Here is a 16,073-nt window from a genome sequence, read left to right as displayed (position 1 = left end):
CAAACAGGCCATTTCTTCTAAAAAAGCACTAGACAGCCAACTATTAAAACCGTAGTATCCTCACCCGCAACGGCGCTAAGCGCCCGTAGCTCAGCTGGATAGAGCGCTGCCCTCCGGAGGCAGAGGTCTCAGGTTCGAATCCTGTCGGGCGCACCATTAATTTTGTGTGCAAGAGCTGCGGTGGTAAGATTGCCGCGTACGACGAGTACGAAGTAAGCTGTAAGAAGTTATGGTGGCTATAGCTCAGTTGGTAGAGCCCTGGATTGTGATTCCAGTTGTCGTGGGTTCGAGCCCCATTAGCCACCCCAAATTTTGTGGAACATGCGATGGTGGCGGAATTGGTAGACGCGCTAGCTTCAGGTGTTAGTGTCCTTACGGACGTGAGGGTTCAAGTCCCTCCCTTCGCACCACACAAACATGTAGATTTTATTAAGATTTACATGGACATAGGTCGCAAGACCATGTAGAGTAACAAGCAAGAAATCGGCGAGTAGCGCAGCTTGGTAGCGCAACTGGTTTGGGACCAGTGGGTCGGAGGTTCGAATCCTCTCTCGCCGACCAATTTCAGAAGAAACCCCGCAATGCGGGGTTTTTTTTCGTCTCTATTTTGTCTCTCGCTAATAGCGCGCCCTTGGTTATCTCTATTCGTCGCCATTCATCCTCTCTCGGTTTTGTTCACGGCCAATGGCGCTTTATCACTTCACTGTCATTTTCTTTATGCCCGAAACTTTGTTGCTGCCCTTTGATCAAATTAGGCGGATAGCCGGCCTCGATCGGTGATTTATCCTCTTAGATCAGAAGTGTTGGCTTTTCGCGACAAAAGACGAATGCATTGTCTCTGAATGGAGACATATAATATGTTGATAAATAAAAAGAAAAATCATGATGCTCGATTGCGTCGTTTTGTAGCGACAGATCACTTAGGGCGTGTCGCTATCAGCCTCGGCAGAGCAGGGCATGACATGCCAAATGGACATAAAAATAAATCTATTATTTATCATATTGTTAGGAAGTTATCTGCGGGCGATTGAGTGAAATTGCTGCCGATTACGCATTTTGGCACGCTAACTGCAATATCTACCCAGTAGATGCTCATCTCACTTATTATGACAGCTTGGCTTTATAGCCACTTCATAAACCCAGAGATGATGCAGAGCCGATTTTAGGGTGCCTATTGTCCATGTAAACGATGTTGAATATCTTCATCACATACCGGGCATAACGTTGAGTGAGGCGCCAACATGTTGTCTGTAGACCTGAAAATTTTAGACGCTTGCCGAAAACGGCAAGCGTTTTTTTTTGGCAAAATAGATAACAAAAAAGCCCCCGTAGGAGCTTTCAGACTGCTGACAAAGTCAAATGAAGGGGAATCGTGCCGTTGGGGTCGCAGTGGCGTGAGCCACCGAAGTGCCCCTAGGTGCGGTAAACCCTTCACTCACTGAGCTATCAGCCGCTTTATCATTAACCTCAAAGCTCCCGTAAGAGCTTTCAGACTGCGCGAGGACGGGTGGAAGAGTCAAGTGTCCGCGCCAGGGATGGCGCGGCTCGAGTCTCTAGAGATGGCTTTTTTCAAAGGGCCGACGGCATCTTGATGATCTACCCGTTCTCCGCTGCACTCACAGTGTTTAAAGTGGTTCGCCACTCTGCCGCAGGGTCGATAGCAACCCCTCACGACGTGCTTGTGCGGCATCCTCAGGGCGATGCAGTTTATCTAAGGCATCCGCCAGCCATGCGTAATCATACCCGTCTGGGCGTTGAGCAAGCGCGGCGGCAAAAGCTTCTCTGGCTTTCTCCCACTCACCGTGTTTCAGCATAAGCTGGCCCAAAGTGCTATTGAGCAACGGTGTCGCGCCATGTTGTTTTATTTGCTGGCGCAATGATTTCTCCAGCGGCTCGGGATTACCTGACTTCAGACGCGGGATCAACAGCACCAAGCGCTCATCATATTGGCGCTTCAAGCCATCCAGAATGATCTGCTGGGCAACATCATGATCATCACACTCAATCAGATGCTCAGCTAACGCCACTTGCAGCGGGATCTCGTTGCGAACTTTGCGGCTCTGATCTTTCCACCAACGTTTCAGGCCATCGCTACCCTCTTCCGCCATGCACTGATTCATCATGCCGATGTAAGCTTGCTGCTCCAGTGCGGCGATCTCCTCGGGCGTATGAAGCTGAACCTTGCCAATTGCCGGTAAAATTTCCAGCAATGAGCTGTAAGCGCCAGAGCGCAGGTAAGCTTGTTCCGCCAGGCGCAGGACTTCCGGATGGCGCGGTGCCTGATCCAGCAGACGATCGACACCATGGCGCGCTGCATGAACGTGGCCCTGTGCCAGCTGAATGCGCACGCGGGTGATATCCACCGGCAGTTGGTCGGTATCGGCCACTTCTGCCGCCCGCTCCAGATATTGATTGGTGCGGAACTCATCGCCGCGCTGCTGGGCCGCTTCCGCCGCCAGCAAATAGTTCACCATCGGCTGCTCAGCGTGATCGGCATTGCGGGTTAGCAACTTCTCCACCTGCTTAAAATCACCTTCAGCCAGTTTGATCAGCGCAGCTTTGGTTTGCTTACGGGCGCGAGTACGTTTACGGCCCATAAACCAGCCACGGGTGCGAGCGCCAGTGCGGAAAATCCGGCGCAGTATCCATTCCACAATCAGGAACGCGACCAAAACCAGCACCAGCATGATGACTAGACCCGTCACGCTAGTCTCAACGTTATAGTTGTCGGTCTGGATCAACACATAGCCCTGATGGCCAGCCAACATTGGGCCAAGGACGATACCGGCGGTCAGAATGAGGAATAACAGTAAAACTCGCAGCATACTTATTCCCCCTGAGCGGCAGCTGGCGCTTGCGCCAGTAAGTTACGAACCCGAGTTTGCATCAATTTCTCTAGCATTGGCTGGCTCTTCAATTGATCAGGCACATCCATTGATATCGACTGCTGACTCAGGCTATCTAATTCATCCAGGAAAGCCTTGGTACTAGGGTCGTTCACATCAAAATAGGCGCGAACCCAGGTGGAGATAGTCTCGAGCGACTGTTTGTACACTTCATCCTGATGGCGGGGCACTGCTTGGGCCGCCACCAACAGGCGCGAGCGGATATTCTCACGCAGATAAATGTCCTGATTTGGCGCCAACAGTGGCTCGGCGCTGCTATCACGGCGGCGAATAGTCATAAAGTCAGACATAAAGCTGTGCCAGCTTTTGGTCAAATTCTGGCGCCATTCAGATAATGAACTGGATAGCTCATCGCTATCGGCATCCATCGGCGAATCATCAATATTGTTGTCAGCCAGACGCAGATTATCGACCTGATTGGACAGCTGATTTAATTTGAGGATGATGCCGTCGAAGTCCACCTGGCTGACCGCCGAAAGGGTGCTGATATCCTCGGTCAAGGCGCGGCGCACATCTATCAGACTAGGGTCATTCATGTCTGCGAGGCTGGCATCGGCGCTTTTCAATAATGTGGCGGCGGTGGTGACGTCCTGATCGCTCCACAGTTTGCGGCCGGCCATTTTCACCAGAAAATCAGCCTGTGCCAGTAGCCAGGTTTTGGCGTCACTCCCTGAAATGGTGGCGACTTTTTCCTGCAACTCATTGAGTTGGCGAGTCAGCGAGGTCTGTTGGCGATCAGCGGCTTCCAGCGCCTTAGCTTGTTGCTGCAACAATGACTCAAACTGTTGTTTTTCCTGCAACTGGCTCTGTTTTAGTTCCGCCAGCTGTTCTTGCAGCGAGAGAGTCGCGGCATCCTGTAACTGGGCCTGCTGGTGTCCGTAATAATAAAGCCCGGCACCCAGCGCGATAGCCAATGCAATAGCAATAGCCCCCAGAATTGGCCCGGTGCGTTTTTCCCGGCGGTTTTCAGGTGCTGGCTGTTGGTGCCTCTCAACCGCAGTGGTTGTCTCTTCCACTGGTGCGGATGGGGTATTTTGTTCCGTCATATTGGGCATCCCATAGTCAGGTTTCAGGTATGTTTTAGGTCTTGTAGCGCGCGGATCAGCGCGTCATTATCAGCATTCTCTGCCACCCGGATATCACTCCAGCCCATTTGGGCGGCCAGGGTAGCTAAACGATCACTCACCACCACCAAGCGGCAGCGTAGCAACCAGGAAGAACGATAGTAATCAGGAACTAAAGTATAGATCTGTTGTAACATTTCGCCGCTGGTCACCACTAGAATATTGACGCCAGCACGTTGCCAGTGCGCACTTTGCTCACTGCCATCATAAAAGATCGGGCTACGTTGATAACATTCGCAGAAAGTCACCTCCGCCCCTCGCTGTGCAAGGCTCTCACCTAGCAGCTCTCGCCCGCCATTACCGCGCAATAACAGCGCCTTTTTACCGCTCAGTTTTTGCAGATCAGGCAATAATAACAGCATCTCGCTGGTCTCACCCATTGGCGGAAAGGTGACGTGCAACCGGCTGGCGGTATGCAGTGCCAGCGCGGTGCCACGACCAATAGCATAATAGGATAACTGCGCAGGCCATAACAGGTTATTTCTTTTTAACAGCGGGTTAGCGTAGCGCACGGCGTTCTGTGATAGCGCAAAAACCAGATCACCCGCCTGCATATTTTGCAGCAAGGCGGGCAGTTTTGGCAGGTCATCACCGGGCGAGAAATCAATCAAGGGAGCATGATAGGCAACCCGGCCCAGCGCACGCAGGCGGCTGACTAACTGCTCCCCAGAGGGGGAGGGACGGGTCACCAAAATGGTCATCGCGGTAGGTTATCCTGATAAACAGCGGTCAATATCTCCCGCGCGCCACGTGAAAGTAGCTCATCGGCCAGCTCAATCCCCATCTGCTCGGCATTGTTAGCCGGGCCACGGCGCTCACCACGAATGATCTCACTGCCATCCGGCGCACCCACTAAGGCACGAAGCCACAGCACGTCGCCTTCCAATTCAGCATAGCTGCCAATCGGCACCTGACAGCCCCCTTCAAGACGGGTATTCATCGCCCGTTCTGCACAGACGCGTAATTCTGTGTCGCGATGATTGAGTGGTGCGAGCAGTTGGCGGGTAAAATCATCGTCTAGGCGGCACTCAATACCCACCGCGCCCTGACCCACCGCCGGTAACGACTCTTCAACTGGCATGGCATAGCGGATACGGGTTTCCAGCCCAAGGCGGTTAAGGCCGGCAACGGCCAGAATAATCGCATGGTAATCGCCGTTATCCAACTTGGCGAGGCGGGTGCCGACGTTACCCCGCAGATCGCGGATAATCAGGTCGGGGCGGCGTTCGCGTAGCTGACACTGGCGGCGCAAGCTGGAGGTGCCGACGATGCTACCCGCCGGTAGGTCATCCAGATGGGCATAGCTCGATGAGACGAACGCATCACGTGGGTCATCACGTTCGCAAATGGTGACCAGACCCAAGCCGTCAGGGAAAGCGATCGGCACATCTTTCATTGAGTGCACGGCGATATCAGCCCGACCATCCAGTAATGCTAACTCTAATTCTTTGACGAATAAGCCTTTACCGCCCACTTTTGCTAGTGGCGTATCCAGAATGATATCCCCGCGAGTGACCATCGGGACCAACTCAACATGCAGGCCGGGGTGATTGGCTTGCAGTAAATGTTGAACATAATGTGCTTGCCATAAGGCGAGCGGGCTTTGTCGCGTGGCAATTCGAATAATTTTGTCTAACATTGCTTGTTACCGTTTTATATTTTGCGGCCCATCCTACCATTGACCGACGAGTAGTGTCAGTGCGGTAGCCACATGATCAAGGCGGGTAAGAGTACAAGAAAGCAACTATTGTAACAAATGTGTGGCTGGATAAGGGGTTTATCCCCTCCTTCCGCCCACTGCTGCGTTGTCAGCGGCTTTAGCTAAAATTTATTGGTCTGTTGCCCGATGGCAAGATGAATGATTTTAGTCAGAAAGTGACGTTATAATTGTAGGGATAGCTTTACTTTCTTTACGGTCAATCGGCAAGGTGTTAGATTGATCACGTTTCCAGCAATCATTCGTTAAATATTCTTCAAATAAACAACAAACGAATGTGGAACGCGGGTTTCTTTCTAAGCACCGGAACAATCAGGCGAGACGTCTTGTACCTCTACATCGAGACACTGAAACAGCGACTGGATGCGATCAACCAATTACGAGTCGATCGCGCCTTGGCGGCCATGGGGCCAGCCTTCCAAAAGGTTTACAGTCTGCTACCGACCCTACTACATCATCATCATCCACTGATGCCGGGTTACCTTGATGGTAACGTTCCCCATGGCGTCTGTATTTTCACGCCTAATGAAACACAACAGGATTATCTGTCTGAGGTTGAAGCTAAGTCGGGCGCACCTCTAGAGCAGAGTGTCGGCGGCGAACTGCCGATTACGGGTGTCTATTCCATGGGCAGCACCTCCTCCATCGGGCAATGCCATACCTCAGATCTGGATATCTGGGTGTGTCATCAGGCTTGGCTCGATACTGACGAGCGCCATCGCCTACAGCAAAAATGCAGCCTGCTAGAGAAATGGGCCGCATCAATGGGTGTTGAAGTCAGCTTCTTCCTGATTGATGAAAACCGCTTCCGTCACAATGCCAGTGGCAGTTTGGGTGGCGAAGATTGCGGCTCGACCCAACATATTTTATTGCTAGATGAATTTTACCGCAGCGCGGTTCGTCTGGCTGGGAAACGTATTCTGTGGAATATGGTTCCGGTTGAAGAAGAGAATAATTACGATGATTACGTGCTGTCGCTCTATGCGCAGGGCGTATTAACGCCGAATGAGTGGCTGGATCTGGGCGGTTTAAGCACCCTGTCGGCGGAAGAGTATTTCGGTGCTAGTTTGTGGCAGCTGTATAAAAGTATCGATTCGCCATATAAAGCGGTGCTAAAAACCCTGCTGCTGGAAGCTTACTCTTGGGAATACCCTAATTCCCAATTATTGGCGATGGAGATCAAACAGCGCCTACATGCCGGTGAAATTGTGGCCTTCGGCCTTGATGCTTACTGCATGATGCTCGATCGCGTCACCCGCTATCTGACCCAAATCAATGACACCACTCGGCTGAATTTGGTGCGCCGCTGCTTCTATCTGAAAGTGTGTGAGAAACTCTCGCGCACCCCGGCGAGTGTTGGCTGGCGGCGTGAAATCCTTAGCCAACTGGTTAGTGAGTGGGGCTGGAGCGATGAGAGTCTGGCGGTGCTGGATAATCGCGCCAACTGGAAGATTGAACGGGTACGTGAAGCGCATAATGAGCTGTTAGATGCGATGATGCAGAGTTATCGCAATTTGATTCGCTTTGCGCGCCGCAACAACCTGAGTGTCAGCGCTAGCCCGCAGGATATCGGGGTATTGACCCGTAAACTGTACGCGGCATTTGAAGCTTTGCCGGGTAAAGTGACGTTGGTTAACCCGCAAATTTCGCCGGATCTTTCGGAAGAGCACCTGACCTTTATTCATGTCCCTGCGGGTCGCGCGAACCGCCCTGGCTGGTACTTGTATAATCAAGCGCCCTCGATGGACACTATCGTCAGCCATCAACCGCTAGAGTATAACCGCTACCTAAACAAATTGGTGTCGTGGGCCTATTTCAACGGCCTGTTGACCAGCAAGACCCGGCTACATATAAAAAGTGCCAATCTGTGCAATACCACCAAACTGCAAGAGTTGGTGACGGATATCTCTCACCACTTCCCGCTGCGCCTACCTGCGCCAACGCCGAAGGCACTCTACAGCCCGTGCGAGATCCGCCACTTAGCGATTATCGTCAATTTGGAGCATGACCCGACCGCCGCGTTCCGCAATCAGGTGGTGCATTTTGATTTCCGTAAACTGGATGTATTCAGTTTTGGCGAGCAGCAGCAGTGTTTGGTGGGCAGTATCGATTTGCTGTACCGCAACTCGTGGAACGAAGTGCGTACCCTGCATTTCAGCGGCGAACAGGCGGTATTGGAAGCACTGAAAACGATTTTAGGTAAGATGCATCAGGATGCGGCACCGCCAGAGTCGGTGGATGTGTTCTGCTATAGCCAGCATTTACGCGGCTTGATTCGTACCCGCATTCAGCAGTTGGTTTCGGAGTGCATTGAGCTGCGCCTATCCAGCACCCGTCAAGAGCCGGGCCGCTTCAAAGCGGTGCGGGTTTCCGGTCAGACGTGGGGGCTGTTCTTCGAGCGCCTGAGTGTGTCAGTGCAGAAGCTGGAGAACGCGGTTGAATTCTACGGGGCTATCTCCAATAACAAACTGCATGGGTTATCGATTCAGGTTGAAACTGATCAAATTCATCTGCCGCCGGTTGTCGACGGTTTTGCCAGTGAAGGGATTATTCAGTTCTTCTTCGAAGGCACCGCAGATGAGAAAGGCTTTAATATTTACATTTTGGATGAGTCAAACCGCGTTGAGGTTTATCACCATTGCGAAGGGAGCAAAGAGGAGCTGGTGCGGGATGTCAGCCGTTTCTACTCCTCTTCTCATGATCGTTTTACCTACGGCTCCAGCTTTATCAACTTCAACTTGCCGCAGTTCTACCAAATTGTGCAGTTAGATGGCCGCACGCAAGTTATTCCTTTCCGCAGCAATACGTTATCGCATCTGTATATTGCGGATAAAGAGTCTACCCTGCCAGCACCGCAGCAATTCCAACTGCATTAGCATGCTGATAAACAACTATCTGATAAACCACTATCTGATAAGCAAATAAAAGGGACACGTAAAAAATCGTGTCCCTTATTGATCCAACCGCAGTTAACCAAAACTCACATCTTCGCCCGCTTGTGTGGTGGCGGCTTCAGATAATTTAGCGAAAAATTCTACGCCGCTGCGTGAGCAGTACCAGTGCCCATCTCGGTAATCAAAATGGTAACCCCCCGCTTTGGTGGCCAGCCAGACCTGATGTAATGGCTCTTGGCGGTTGATAACAATCTTGCTGCCATTCTCGAAAGTCAGGGTCATCACCCCGCCATTGGTTTCATAATCGATATCACTATCGCCGCTAAAACTATCCAGTGTTTCTTCAATGCAAAGCATCAATTGATCGGCTAACTGATGAAACTCGCTATCGTTCATATTCAATTCCTGTTGCTTTTCATGATCCACCTGCGATTATAGAGACCTTGGGCGCATGAATCACAGGCATTAATGCGCTAAAACAATTTACAGGCGTTAGAAATGAAAAAAGAACTAGGTTGGCCGCTGGTGGCGATGATGGTGCTTGCACTCTCCGGCTGTGGCCTGAAAGGGCCGCTATACTTTCCGCCGTCAGACAAACCCAAAACAGAAACAACGCAACCCGATAGTGGCAAGACCGAACGCAATCAGCAGGACTTATCTGGCACTAAGCAGAGCCAAACGATCGCTGGGCCACAGTAATTAGCCCTATCGCCGCCAGAGTGTGTCAGGATCAAGCTTAGCCAGTACCGAATTGATCCAGCAATAAAAATGAAAGTCAGCGGAGTATGAAATGCAGTTCTCCAAAATGCACGGTCTTGGCAACGACTTTATGGTTGTCGATGCAGTTACCCAAAATGTTTACTTTTCGCCGGAATTAATCCGCCGATTAGCAGACCGGCACACTGGCGTGGGCTTTGATCAAATGTTGGTGGTTGAACCGCCTTACGATCCTGAGCTGGATTTTCACTACCGTATTTTTAATGCTGATGGTAGTGAAGTCTCTCAGTGTGGCAATGGTGCGCGCTGTTTTGCCCGTTTTGTCCGGCTGAAGGGCTTGACCAACAAGCGCGACATCAGTGTGAGCACCCAGACTGGTCGCATGATCTTGAGTGTCACGGAAGATGAAGAGGTTTGCGTGAATATGGGCGAACCCAATTTTGACCCGCAAAGCGTCCCTTTCCGGGCGACTAAAGCTGAGAAAACCTATATTTTTCGTGCGGCAGAACAGACGGTATTATGTGGCGTGGTGTCGATGGGCAACCCTCACTGTGTGCTGCAAGTTGATGATGTTGCAGTTGCCAATGTTGCGTTACTGGGGCCAGTATTAGAAAGCCATGAGCGCTTCCCTGAACGGGCGAATATCGGTTTCATGCAGGTGGTTAGCCGTGACAATATCCGTCTGCGGGTGTATGAGCGCGGAGCCGGTGAAACTCAAGCCTGCGGCAGCGGCGCTTGTGCTGCGGTGGCCGTCGGTATCCAGCAAGATCTGTTGGATGAAGAGGTCACGGTGGAGCTGCCGGGCGGTAGTTTGCTTATCAGTTGGAAAGGGCCAGGCCATCCGCTGTATATGACGGGGCCAGCAACCCATGTGTACGACGGATTCATTCATCTATAATGTAACAGGTACTGAAGTATGACGGGTGTGACATGAAAAGTTATGAGGAGCAGGCGTTAGAGGGTATCGCGCTAGACGACGATACTGTCATGCAGTACTTATTGCAAAATCCCGACTTCTTTATCCGCAATGCCCGTCTGGTTGAACAGATGCATATTCCCCATCCGGTTCGAGGCAGTGTCTCGCTGGTGGAGTGGCAACTGGGGCGACAGCGTAACCAGATTGGCCAGTTGGAAGAGGAGATCACCTTGCTGATGGAGCAAGCTGGCCTGAACGAAGTGCTGTTCAACCGCTTGCTGCAACTGCAAACTCATCTGACGGCGGCCAGCAGCTTGCAAGATATGCTCAATCGCTTACAGCGCTGGGCCAGAGATTTCGGGCTAAGTGGTGCCAATGTCAGGTTGTTCAGTGACCGCTGGCATATTGGTGCACCCTCTGATTTCACCCATTTAGGCCTCTCTCGCCACGCCTTTGAGCCGCTACGCATTCAGCGGCTAGGTAGTGATAACCACTATCTCGGCAGCTTGAATGGGCCGGAACTGCTGCTGTTACTGCCTCAGGCGAAGCAAGTCGGTTCGGTAGCGCTCTCACTACTGGGCAAAGAGGGGGATTTGGGCGTGATTATCTTCAGCAGCCGTGACACACAGCACTACCAGCAAGGCATGGGTACTGTGATGCTCAATCAGTTATCCACGCTATTGCCAAGCTTGCTGGCGCGTTGGATCGAGCCGGTATGACCGAGTTCAGTGCCTCACTTGCCCCACAGGTCGAGGCTTTTCTGCGTTACCTCAAAGTTGAGCGCCAACTCAGCTCGCTCACCATCACCAGCTATCGACGCCAGTTGCAGGCGCTGATGGAGATGGGCGAGCAGATGGGGCTGGCGCACTGGCAAACACTGGATGCCGCGCAGGTTCGCTCACTGGTTTCCCGCAGCAAACGCGCGGGCTTGCACGCCTCCAGCCTGGCATTGCGGCTTTCGGCGTTGCGCAGTTTCCTCAATTGGCTGGTTAGCCAGGGTGTCATGCAGGCCAATCCCGCCAAGGGGGTGAGTACGCCGCGCTCTGGCCGCCATCTGCCGAAAAATATTGATGTCGATGAAGTGGATAAACTGCTGGATATCGACCTCAACGACCCGCTGGCGGTGCGCGACCGCGCGATGCTGGAAGTGATGTACGGTGCCGGTCTGCGTCTCTCTGAGCTGGTGGGCATGAACTGCAAACACGTCGACTTAGCCAGCGGTGAAGTCTGGGTGATGGGTAAGGGTAGCAAAGAGCGCAAAGTGCCGATCGGCAAAACGGCAGTGACATGGCTGCATCACTGGCTGGCGCTGCGCGAACTGTTTGAGCCGCAAGATGACGCTATCTTCTTAGCCAATACCGGCAAGCGAATTTCGGCGCGCAATGTGCAAAAACGCTTTGCTGAATGGGGCGTGAAGCAGGGGGTCAGTAGCCACATCCACCCACATAAATTGCGCCACTCCTTCGCCACACACATGCTGGAATCCAGCGGCGATCTGCGCGCAGTACAAGAGCTTCTGGGCCACGCCAATCTGACCACCACACAAATTTATACCCATCTCGACTTTCAACATCTGGCGACAGTGTATGATGCTGCTCATCCACGGGCCAAACGAGGCAAATCCTGATGCATTTTTATCGTCCACTTGAGCGTATTTCCGCCATTACCTTCGACTTGGATGACACGCTGTATGACAATCGCCCGGTAATTACCCGCACTGAACAAGAGTCAGTGGCTTTTTTGCAGCAGTACCATCCTAATTTGGCGCAGTTGCAGGCCGCGGATTTCCAGCGTTTTCGCAGTGAGTTACTGGCGCAAGACCCGGATATCTACCACGATGTGACCCAGTGGCGCTGGCATGCCATTGAGCTGGGCCTAATTCGCCATGGCCTGAGCAAATCAGAGGCGCAATGTGGGGCCGATGCCGCCATGGAGAACTTCGCCCTGTGGCGTAGTCGCATTTATGTGCCGGCAGAGACTCATGACACGCTGAGCGCGCTGGCTGAGCACTATCCGCTGGTGGCGATCACCAACGGCAATGCTGACCCTAAAGCTTGCGGCCTCGACCACTATTTTCAGTTTGTACTGCGCTCCGGCCCTCATGGCCGTGCCAAGCCGTTCCGTGATATGTACCATAAAGCGGCCAATCATCTGGATATCCCGCTGAAACATATCTTGCATGTGGGTGATGATCTCACCACGGATGTAGCAGGTTCGCTGCGTTGTGGTATGCAGGCGTGTTGGATCAATGACCGGCAACAAGGCCTGATGACCGCCCGTGATAGCCGATTATTACCCCATATTGAGATTTCTCAGTTGGCATCGCTGACAGCATTGCTATAATCCCCTGCAATAACTCTGTATAAATTCACAGTGGAATGGTGGTAAAATACCCGAATGACCGGTGATTTGACCATCTTCCCTTATCCGATAAACGGTGCCTATGGACGTTTCTGATCTGCTCGACAGCCTGAATGAAAAACAACGCGAAGCCGTGGCTGCGCCACGCTGCAACCTGTTGGTACTGGCCGGTGCGGGCAGTGGCAAAACCAGGGTGCTGGTGCATCGTATTGCCTGGTTGCTATCAGTAGAAAACGCCTCGCCCTATTCGATTATCTCGGTCACCTTCACCAATAAAGCGGCGGCAGAAATGCGCCACCGTATCGAGCATCTGATTGGCACTAGTCAGGGCGGGATGTGGATCGGCACTTTCCACGGGCTGGCGCATCGATTGCTGCGCGCCCACCATATGGATGCCAATCTGCCGCAAGACTTTCAAATTCTGGACAGCGACGACCAACTGCGCTTATTAAAACGTCTGGTTAAGGCGTTGAATTTAGATGAAAAACAGTGGCCGCCACGTCAGGCTATGTGGTACATCAACGGCAAAAAAGATGAAGGGTTACGTCCGCAACACATTGAAAGCTACGGTAATCCGGTTGAGGCCACCTGGTTGCGTATTTATCAGGCGTATCAGGAGGCTTGTGACCGCGCGGGGCTGGTGGATTTTGCCGAGCTATTGCTGCGCGCCCATGAGCTGTGGCTCAACAAACCCCATATTCTTAATCACTATCGCGAGCGCTTTACCAACATTCTGGTAGATGAGTTTCAGGATACCAACAACATCCAATATGCCTGGATTCGCCTGCTGGCGGGTGACCGCGCGAATGTGATGATTGTCGGCGACGATGACCAGTCAATTTATGGCTGGCGCGGGGCACAGGTCGAAAATATCCAGCGTTTCCTGAAAGATTTCCCCGGTGCCGAAACTATCCGGCTGGAGCAAAATTACCGCTCAACCAGCAATATTTTGACGGCGGCGAACGCCCTGATTGCCCACAATGATGGTCGCATGGGGAAAAACCTCTGGACCGAAGGGGCCGAAGGTGAACCCATCTCGATCTATTGCGCCTTTAACGAGCTGGATGAAGCCCGCTTTGTGGTGAACCGCATTCGCGCCTGGCAGGACAATGGCGGCGCGCTGAATGATTGCGCCATCTTGTATCGCAGCAACGCCCAATCGCGCGTATTGGAAGAGGCTCTATTGCAGACTGCGATGCCGTACCGCATCTATGGCGGTCAGCGCTTCTTCGAGCGTCAGGAGATCAAAGATGCACTGGCCTACCTGCGTCTGGTCTCTAATCGCAATGACGATGCCGCTTTTGAACGAGTGGTCAATACGCCAACCCGTGGTATCGGCGATCGCACGCTAGATGTGGTGCGCCAGACTGCCCGTGATCGCCAGTTAACCTTGTGGCAATCAACCCGCTCCATGTTGCAGGAAAAAGTGCTGGCAGGCCGCGCGGCCTCTGCACTGCAACGTTTTGTCGAGTTGGTGGACTCATTAGCCCATGAAACCGCAGATATGCCGCTACATGTCCAAACTGACCGGGTGATCCGTGACTCTGGTTTGTGGTCGATGTATGAGCAGGAGAAGGGCGAGAAAGGTCAGGCGCGGGTAGAAAACCTTGAAGAGCTGGTCAACGCGACCCGCCAGTACAGTTATCAGGATGAAGATCAGGACTTGATGCCACTTCAGGCATTTCTCTCTCATGCGGCTTTGGAAGCGGGAGAGGGGCAAGCGGATGCCTATCAGGATGCGGTGCAGCTAATGACGCTCCATTCAGCCAAAGGTTTGGAGTTCCCGCAGGTATTCATCGTGGGCATGGAAGAGGGGATGTTCCCAAGCCAGATGTCACTCGATGAGGGCGGGCGTCTGGAGGAGGAGCGCCGGCTAGCCTATGTTGGCGTCACTCGTGCGATGCAAAAACTGACACTGTGTTATGCCGAAAGCCGCCGATTGTATGGTAAAGAGGTGAATCATCGCCCCTCCCGCTTTATTGGTGAACTGCCGCCGGAGTGTGTCGAGGAGGTGCGGCTGCGGGCGACAGTATCCCGCCCAGTAAATCACCGCAGCATGGGGACGCCAATGAATGAGAATGATAGCGGATTTTCATTGGGCCAGCGCGTGCGCCACCCTAAATTTGGCGAAGGCACCATCGTTAATTTGGAAGGTAGCGGCGAACATAGCAGGTTGCAAGTGGCATTCCCAGGTGAAGGCATTAAGTGGCTAGTCGCGGCTTATGCACGGTTAGAAGCGGTATAAATTACCCTGTGTCCTTGACGCCGCAGCGGTGTTAGCGGCATTCACCCACCCGAATCACTTACTGATGTAAGCTCATCGGGATGAGTTCATTTGCTGCCTTGCTGCAACGCCAATGACGTTGGGTAAGCCCTGTGTCCTTGACGCCGCAGCGGTGTTAGCGGCATTCACCCACCCGAATCACTTACTGATGTAAGCTCATCGGGATGAGTTCATTTGCTGCCTTGCTGCAACGCCAATGACGTTGGGTAAGCCCTGTACCCTTGACGCCGCAGCGGTGTTAGCGGCTCTCATTCTGAGCTACCTGTTTGGCGTCGGTTTCGGCCTGCAATAAAATAGCTCTCCCCATCCATTGGGTGACATCCTGAATATCGGCATCATTCAGATGCCAAATATCCTTCAGCACCATAAACACTTCTGAGCCATAAATTAGCGAAAACGCATGGATCACCCGTTGCAGAGCTGCGGGTGCCAGTTTCCCCTCCAGTGGCTCTACCGCCAATTTTAACAATCGCTTACGGTTGCCACGGACTAACTTCTCTTTATTGTTCGGATTGCTGCGGTTATCAGCCCATTGCTGCAATGATAGATGCAGCGCGGCACGTAGCACACCCTCATGCTGTAACATCCGTGGATAAGCAAAGGAGAGCAGTTCGGCAATGCGCTGCCCTGCATCAGGCTGGGTCGGTTGCCATGCCAATATTGGGCCGAGACTTTCATCAACCATGGCGGAGACTAACGCACTTTGTGTCGGGAAATAGCGGTATGCCGTTGCACGAGAAAGCTGGGCGGCGTTGGCCACCTCAGTTATCGACGGAAACGCCCCTTGCTCGTACATCGACATGGCCGTATCAATCAGTAACCGTCGGGTTCTCGCCTTGATGGTGGTTAACGATGGAGGAGCGCTGTCCTGCTTATCTTGATTATTCACGGTCACTCCAGGGTCTACAGAGGGTATTCGCGCCCACTATAACAAACCATCCACGCAAATCTCTATGAAAGCATTTCATGCGCAAATTAATTTTGAGACTACAGTCTCAAATTTTAGTCATGCACTTTGCGAAAATGATACTCTAGTCTCAATATGATTCTATCTTAACCAACTCACCTCATTGTTCGGCTATAAGCAAAAAAATAAGCCCCCAATAAGAAAAGTGAGCTGCTTAAATTTTGTGACATTCCGCCCTTATAGAAGG

At 52.4% G+C, this 16,073-nt stretch carries 14 protein-coding genes and 4 tRNA genes; 12 read left to right on the top strand and 6 right to left on the bottom strand.

Annotated elements, in window-relative coordinates; all coding sequences use genetic code 11:
• The first annotated feature begins 79 nt into the window (after positions 1-79).
• The 5 genes from FFE93_RS20130 (at position 80) to FFE93_RS21615 (ending at position 1,031) form a co-directional block, all read left to right on the top strand.
• A tRNA-Arg gene (locus tag FFE93_RS20130) sits at positions 80-156 on the top strand.
• 76 nt (positions 157-232) lie between these two features.
• Positions 233-308, top strand: a tRNA-His gene (locus FFE93_RS20125).
• 15 nt (positions 309-323) lie between these two features.
• A tRNA-Leu gene (locus tag FFE93_RS20120) sits at positions 324-410 on the top strand.
• 74 nt (positions 411-484) lie between these two features.
• A tRNA-Pro gene (locus FFE93_RS20115) sits at positions 485-561 on the top strand.
• 296 nt (positions 562-857) lie between these two features.
• On the top strand, positions 858-1,031 hold the full coding sequence (locus FFE93_RS21615) for a hypothetical protein (protein ID WP_186367680.1): 174 nt from the start codon (positions 858-860) through the stop codon (positions 1,029-1,031).
• Between the two features lie 594 nt (positions 1,032-1,625).
• On the opposite strand, the gene hemY is transcribed toward FFE93_RS21615, so the two are convergent.
• The 4 genes from hemY to hemC are packed head-to-tail and all read right to left on the bottom strand — an operon-like array spanning position 1,626 to position 5,669.
• Positions 1,626-2,825 (bottom strand): protoheme IX biogenesis protein HemY, encoded by a 1,200-nt coding sequence (hemY, locus tag FFE93_RS20110; protein ID WP_005275676.1) that lies wholly within the window; start codon positions 2,823-2,825, stop codon positions 1,626-1,628.
• Between the two features lie 2 nt (positions 2,826-2,827).
• A complete protein-coding gene (gene hemX, locus FFE93_RS20105) occupies positions 2,828-3,952 on the bottom strand; it encodes a uroporphyrinogen-III C-methyltransferase (RefSeq protein ID WP_049602585.1) in 1,125 nt (374 codons plus the stop codon).
• Positions 3,953-3,975: 23 nt separating this feature from the next.
• The gene (gene hemD / locus FFE93_RS20100) at positions 3,976-4,731 is read right to left on the bottom strand and encodes a uroporphyrinogen-III synthase (protein WP_032898175.1); all 756 of its coding nucleotides are present in this window, start codon (positions 4,729-4,731) and stop codon (positions 3,976-3,978) included.
• Positions 4,728-5,669: a hydroxymethylbilane synthase gene (gene hemC, locus FFE93_RS20095; protein ID WP_005275669.1), complete on the bottom strand. Its 942-nt coding sequence runs from the start codon at positions 5,667-5,669 to the stop codon at positions 4,728-4,730. Before hemC ends, hemD begins: the two co-directional genes overlap by 4 nt.
• Positions 5,670-6,073: 404 nt before the next feature.
• Here hemC and FFE93_RS20090 point away from each other — a divergent pair, with 404 nt between their 5' ends.
• Entirely contained in the window at positions 6,074-8,623 is a 2,550-nt protein-coding gene (locus FFE93_RS20090; protein WP_049602586.1) for a class I adenylate cyclase, read from the top strand.
• A gap of 93 nt (positions 8,624-8,716) precedes the next feature.
• Here FFE93_RS20090 and cyaY read toward each other — a convergent pair whose 3' ends face one another.
• On the bottom strand, positions 8,717-9,037 hold the full coding sequence (cyaY, locus tag FFE93_RS20085; protein ID WP_032898174.1) for an iron donor protein CyaY: 321 nt from the start codon (positions 9,035-9,037) through the stop codon (positions 8,717-8,719).
• A 102-nt stretch (positions 9,038-9,139) separates the two neighbouring features.
• Between cyaY and lptM the strand changes: the two genes are divergently transcribed.
• From lptM to uvrD, 6 genes are all read left to right on the top strand, one after another.
• Positions 9,140-9,340: an LPS translocon maturation chaperone LptM gene (gene lptM / locus FFE93_RS20080; protein WP_005275662.1), complete on the top strand. Its 201-nt coding sequence runs from the start codon at positions 9,140-9,142 to the stop codon at positions 9,338-9,340.
• Positions 9,341-9,431: 91 nt separating this feature from the next.
• The gene (gene dapF / locus FFE93_RS20075) at positions 9,432-10,256 is read left to right on the top strand and encodes a diaminopimelate epimerase (RefSeq protein WP_005275659.1); all 825 of its coding nucleotides are present in this window, start codon (positions 9,432-9,434) and stop codon (positions 10,254-10,256) included.
• Positions 10,257-10,288: 32 nt separating this feature from the next.
• Positions 10,289-10,993, top strand: a complete 705-nt coding sequence (locus tag FFE93_RS20070) for a DUF484 domain-containing protein (protein WP_057649216.1) — start codon at positions 10,289-10,291, stop codon at positions 10,991-10,993.
• The gene (xerC, locus tag FFE93_RS20065) at positions 10,990-11,901 is read left to right on the top strand and encodes a tyrosine recombinase XerC (RefSeq protein ID WP_138775870.1); all 912 of its coding nucleotides are present in this window, start codon (positions 10,990-10,992) and stop codon (positions 11,899-11,901) included. Before FFE93_RS20070 ends, xerC begins: the two co-directional genes overlap by 4 nt.
• A complete protein-coding gene (yigB, locus tag FFE93_RS20060; RefSeq protein WP_032898172.1) occupies positions 11,901-12,617 on the top strand; it encodes a 5-amino-6-(5-phospho-D-ribitylamino)uracil phosphatase YigB in 717 nt (238 codons plus the stop codon). Before xerC ends, yigB begins: the two co-directional genes overlap by 1 nt.
• 100 nt (positions 12,618-12,717) lie before the next feature.
• Positions 12,718-14,880, top strand: a complete 2,163-nt coding sequence (gene uvrD, locus FFE93_RS20055) for a DNA helicase II (protein WP_049602588.1) — start codon at positions 12,718-12,720, stop codon at positions 14,878-14,880.
• Positions 14,881-15,157: 277 nt separating this feature from the next.
• On the opposite strand, the gene FFE93_RS20050 is transcribed toward uvrD, so the two are convergent.
• Positions 15,158-15,808, bottom strand: a complete 651-nt coding sequence (locus tag FFE93_RS20050; RefSeq protein WP_032899030.1) for a TetR/AcrR family transcriptional regulator — start codon at positions 15,806-15,808, stop codon at positions 15,158-15,160.
• Positions 15,809-16,073 lie beyond the last annotated feature (265 nt).

This window comes from Yersinia sp. KBS0713, from assembly GCF_005937895.2.
Classification (GTDB): Bacteria; Pseudomonadota; Gammaproteobacteria; order Enterobacterales; family Enterobacteriaceae; genus Yersinia; species Yersinia bercovieri.
This window is presented reverse-complemented; position numbering and strand designations above follow the sequence as displayed.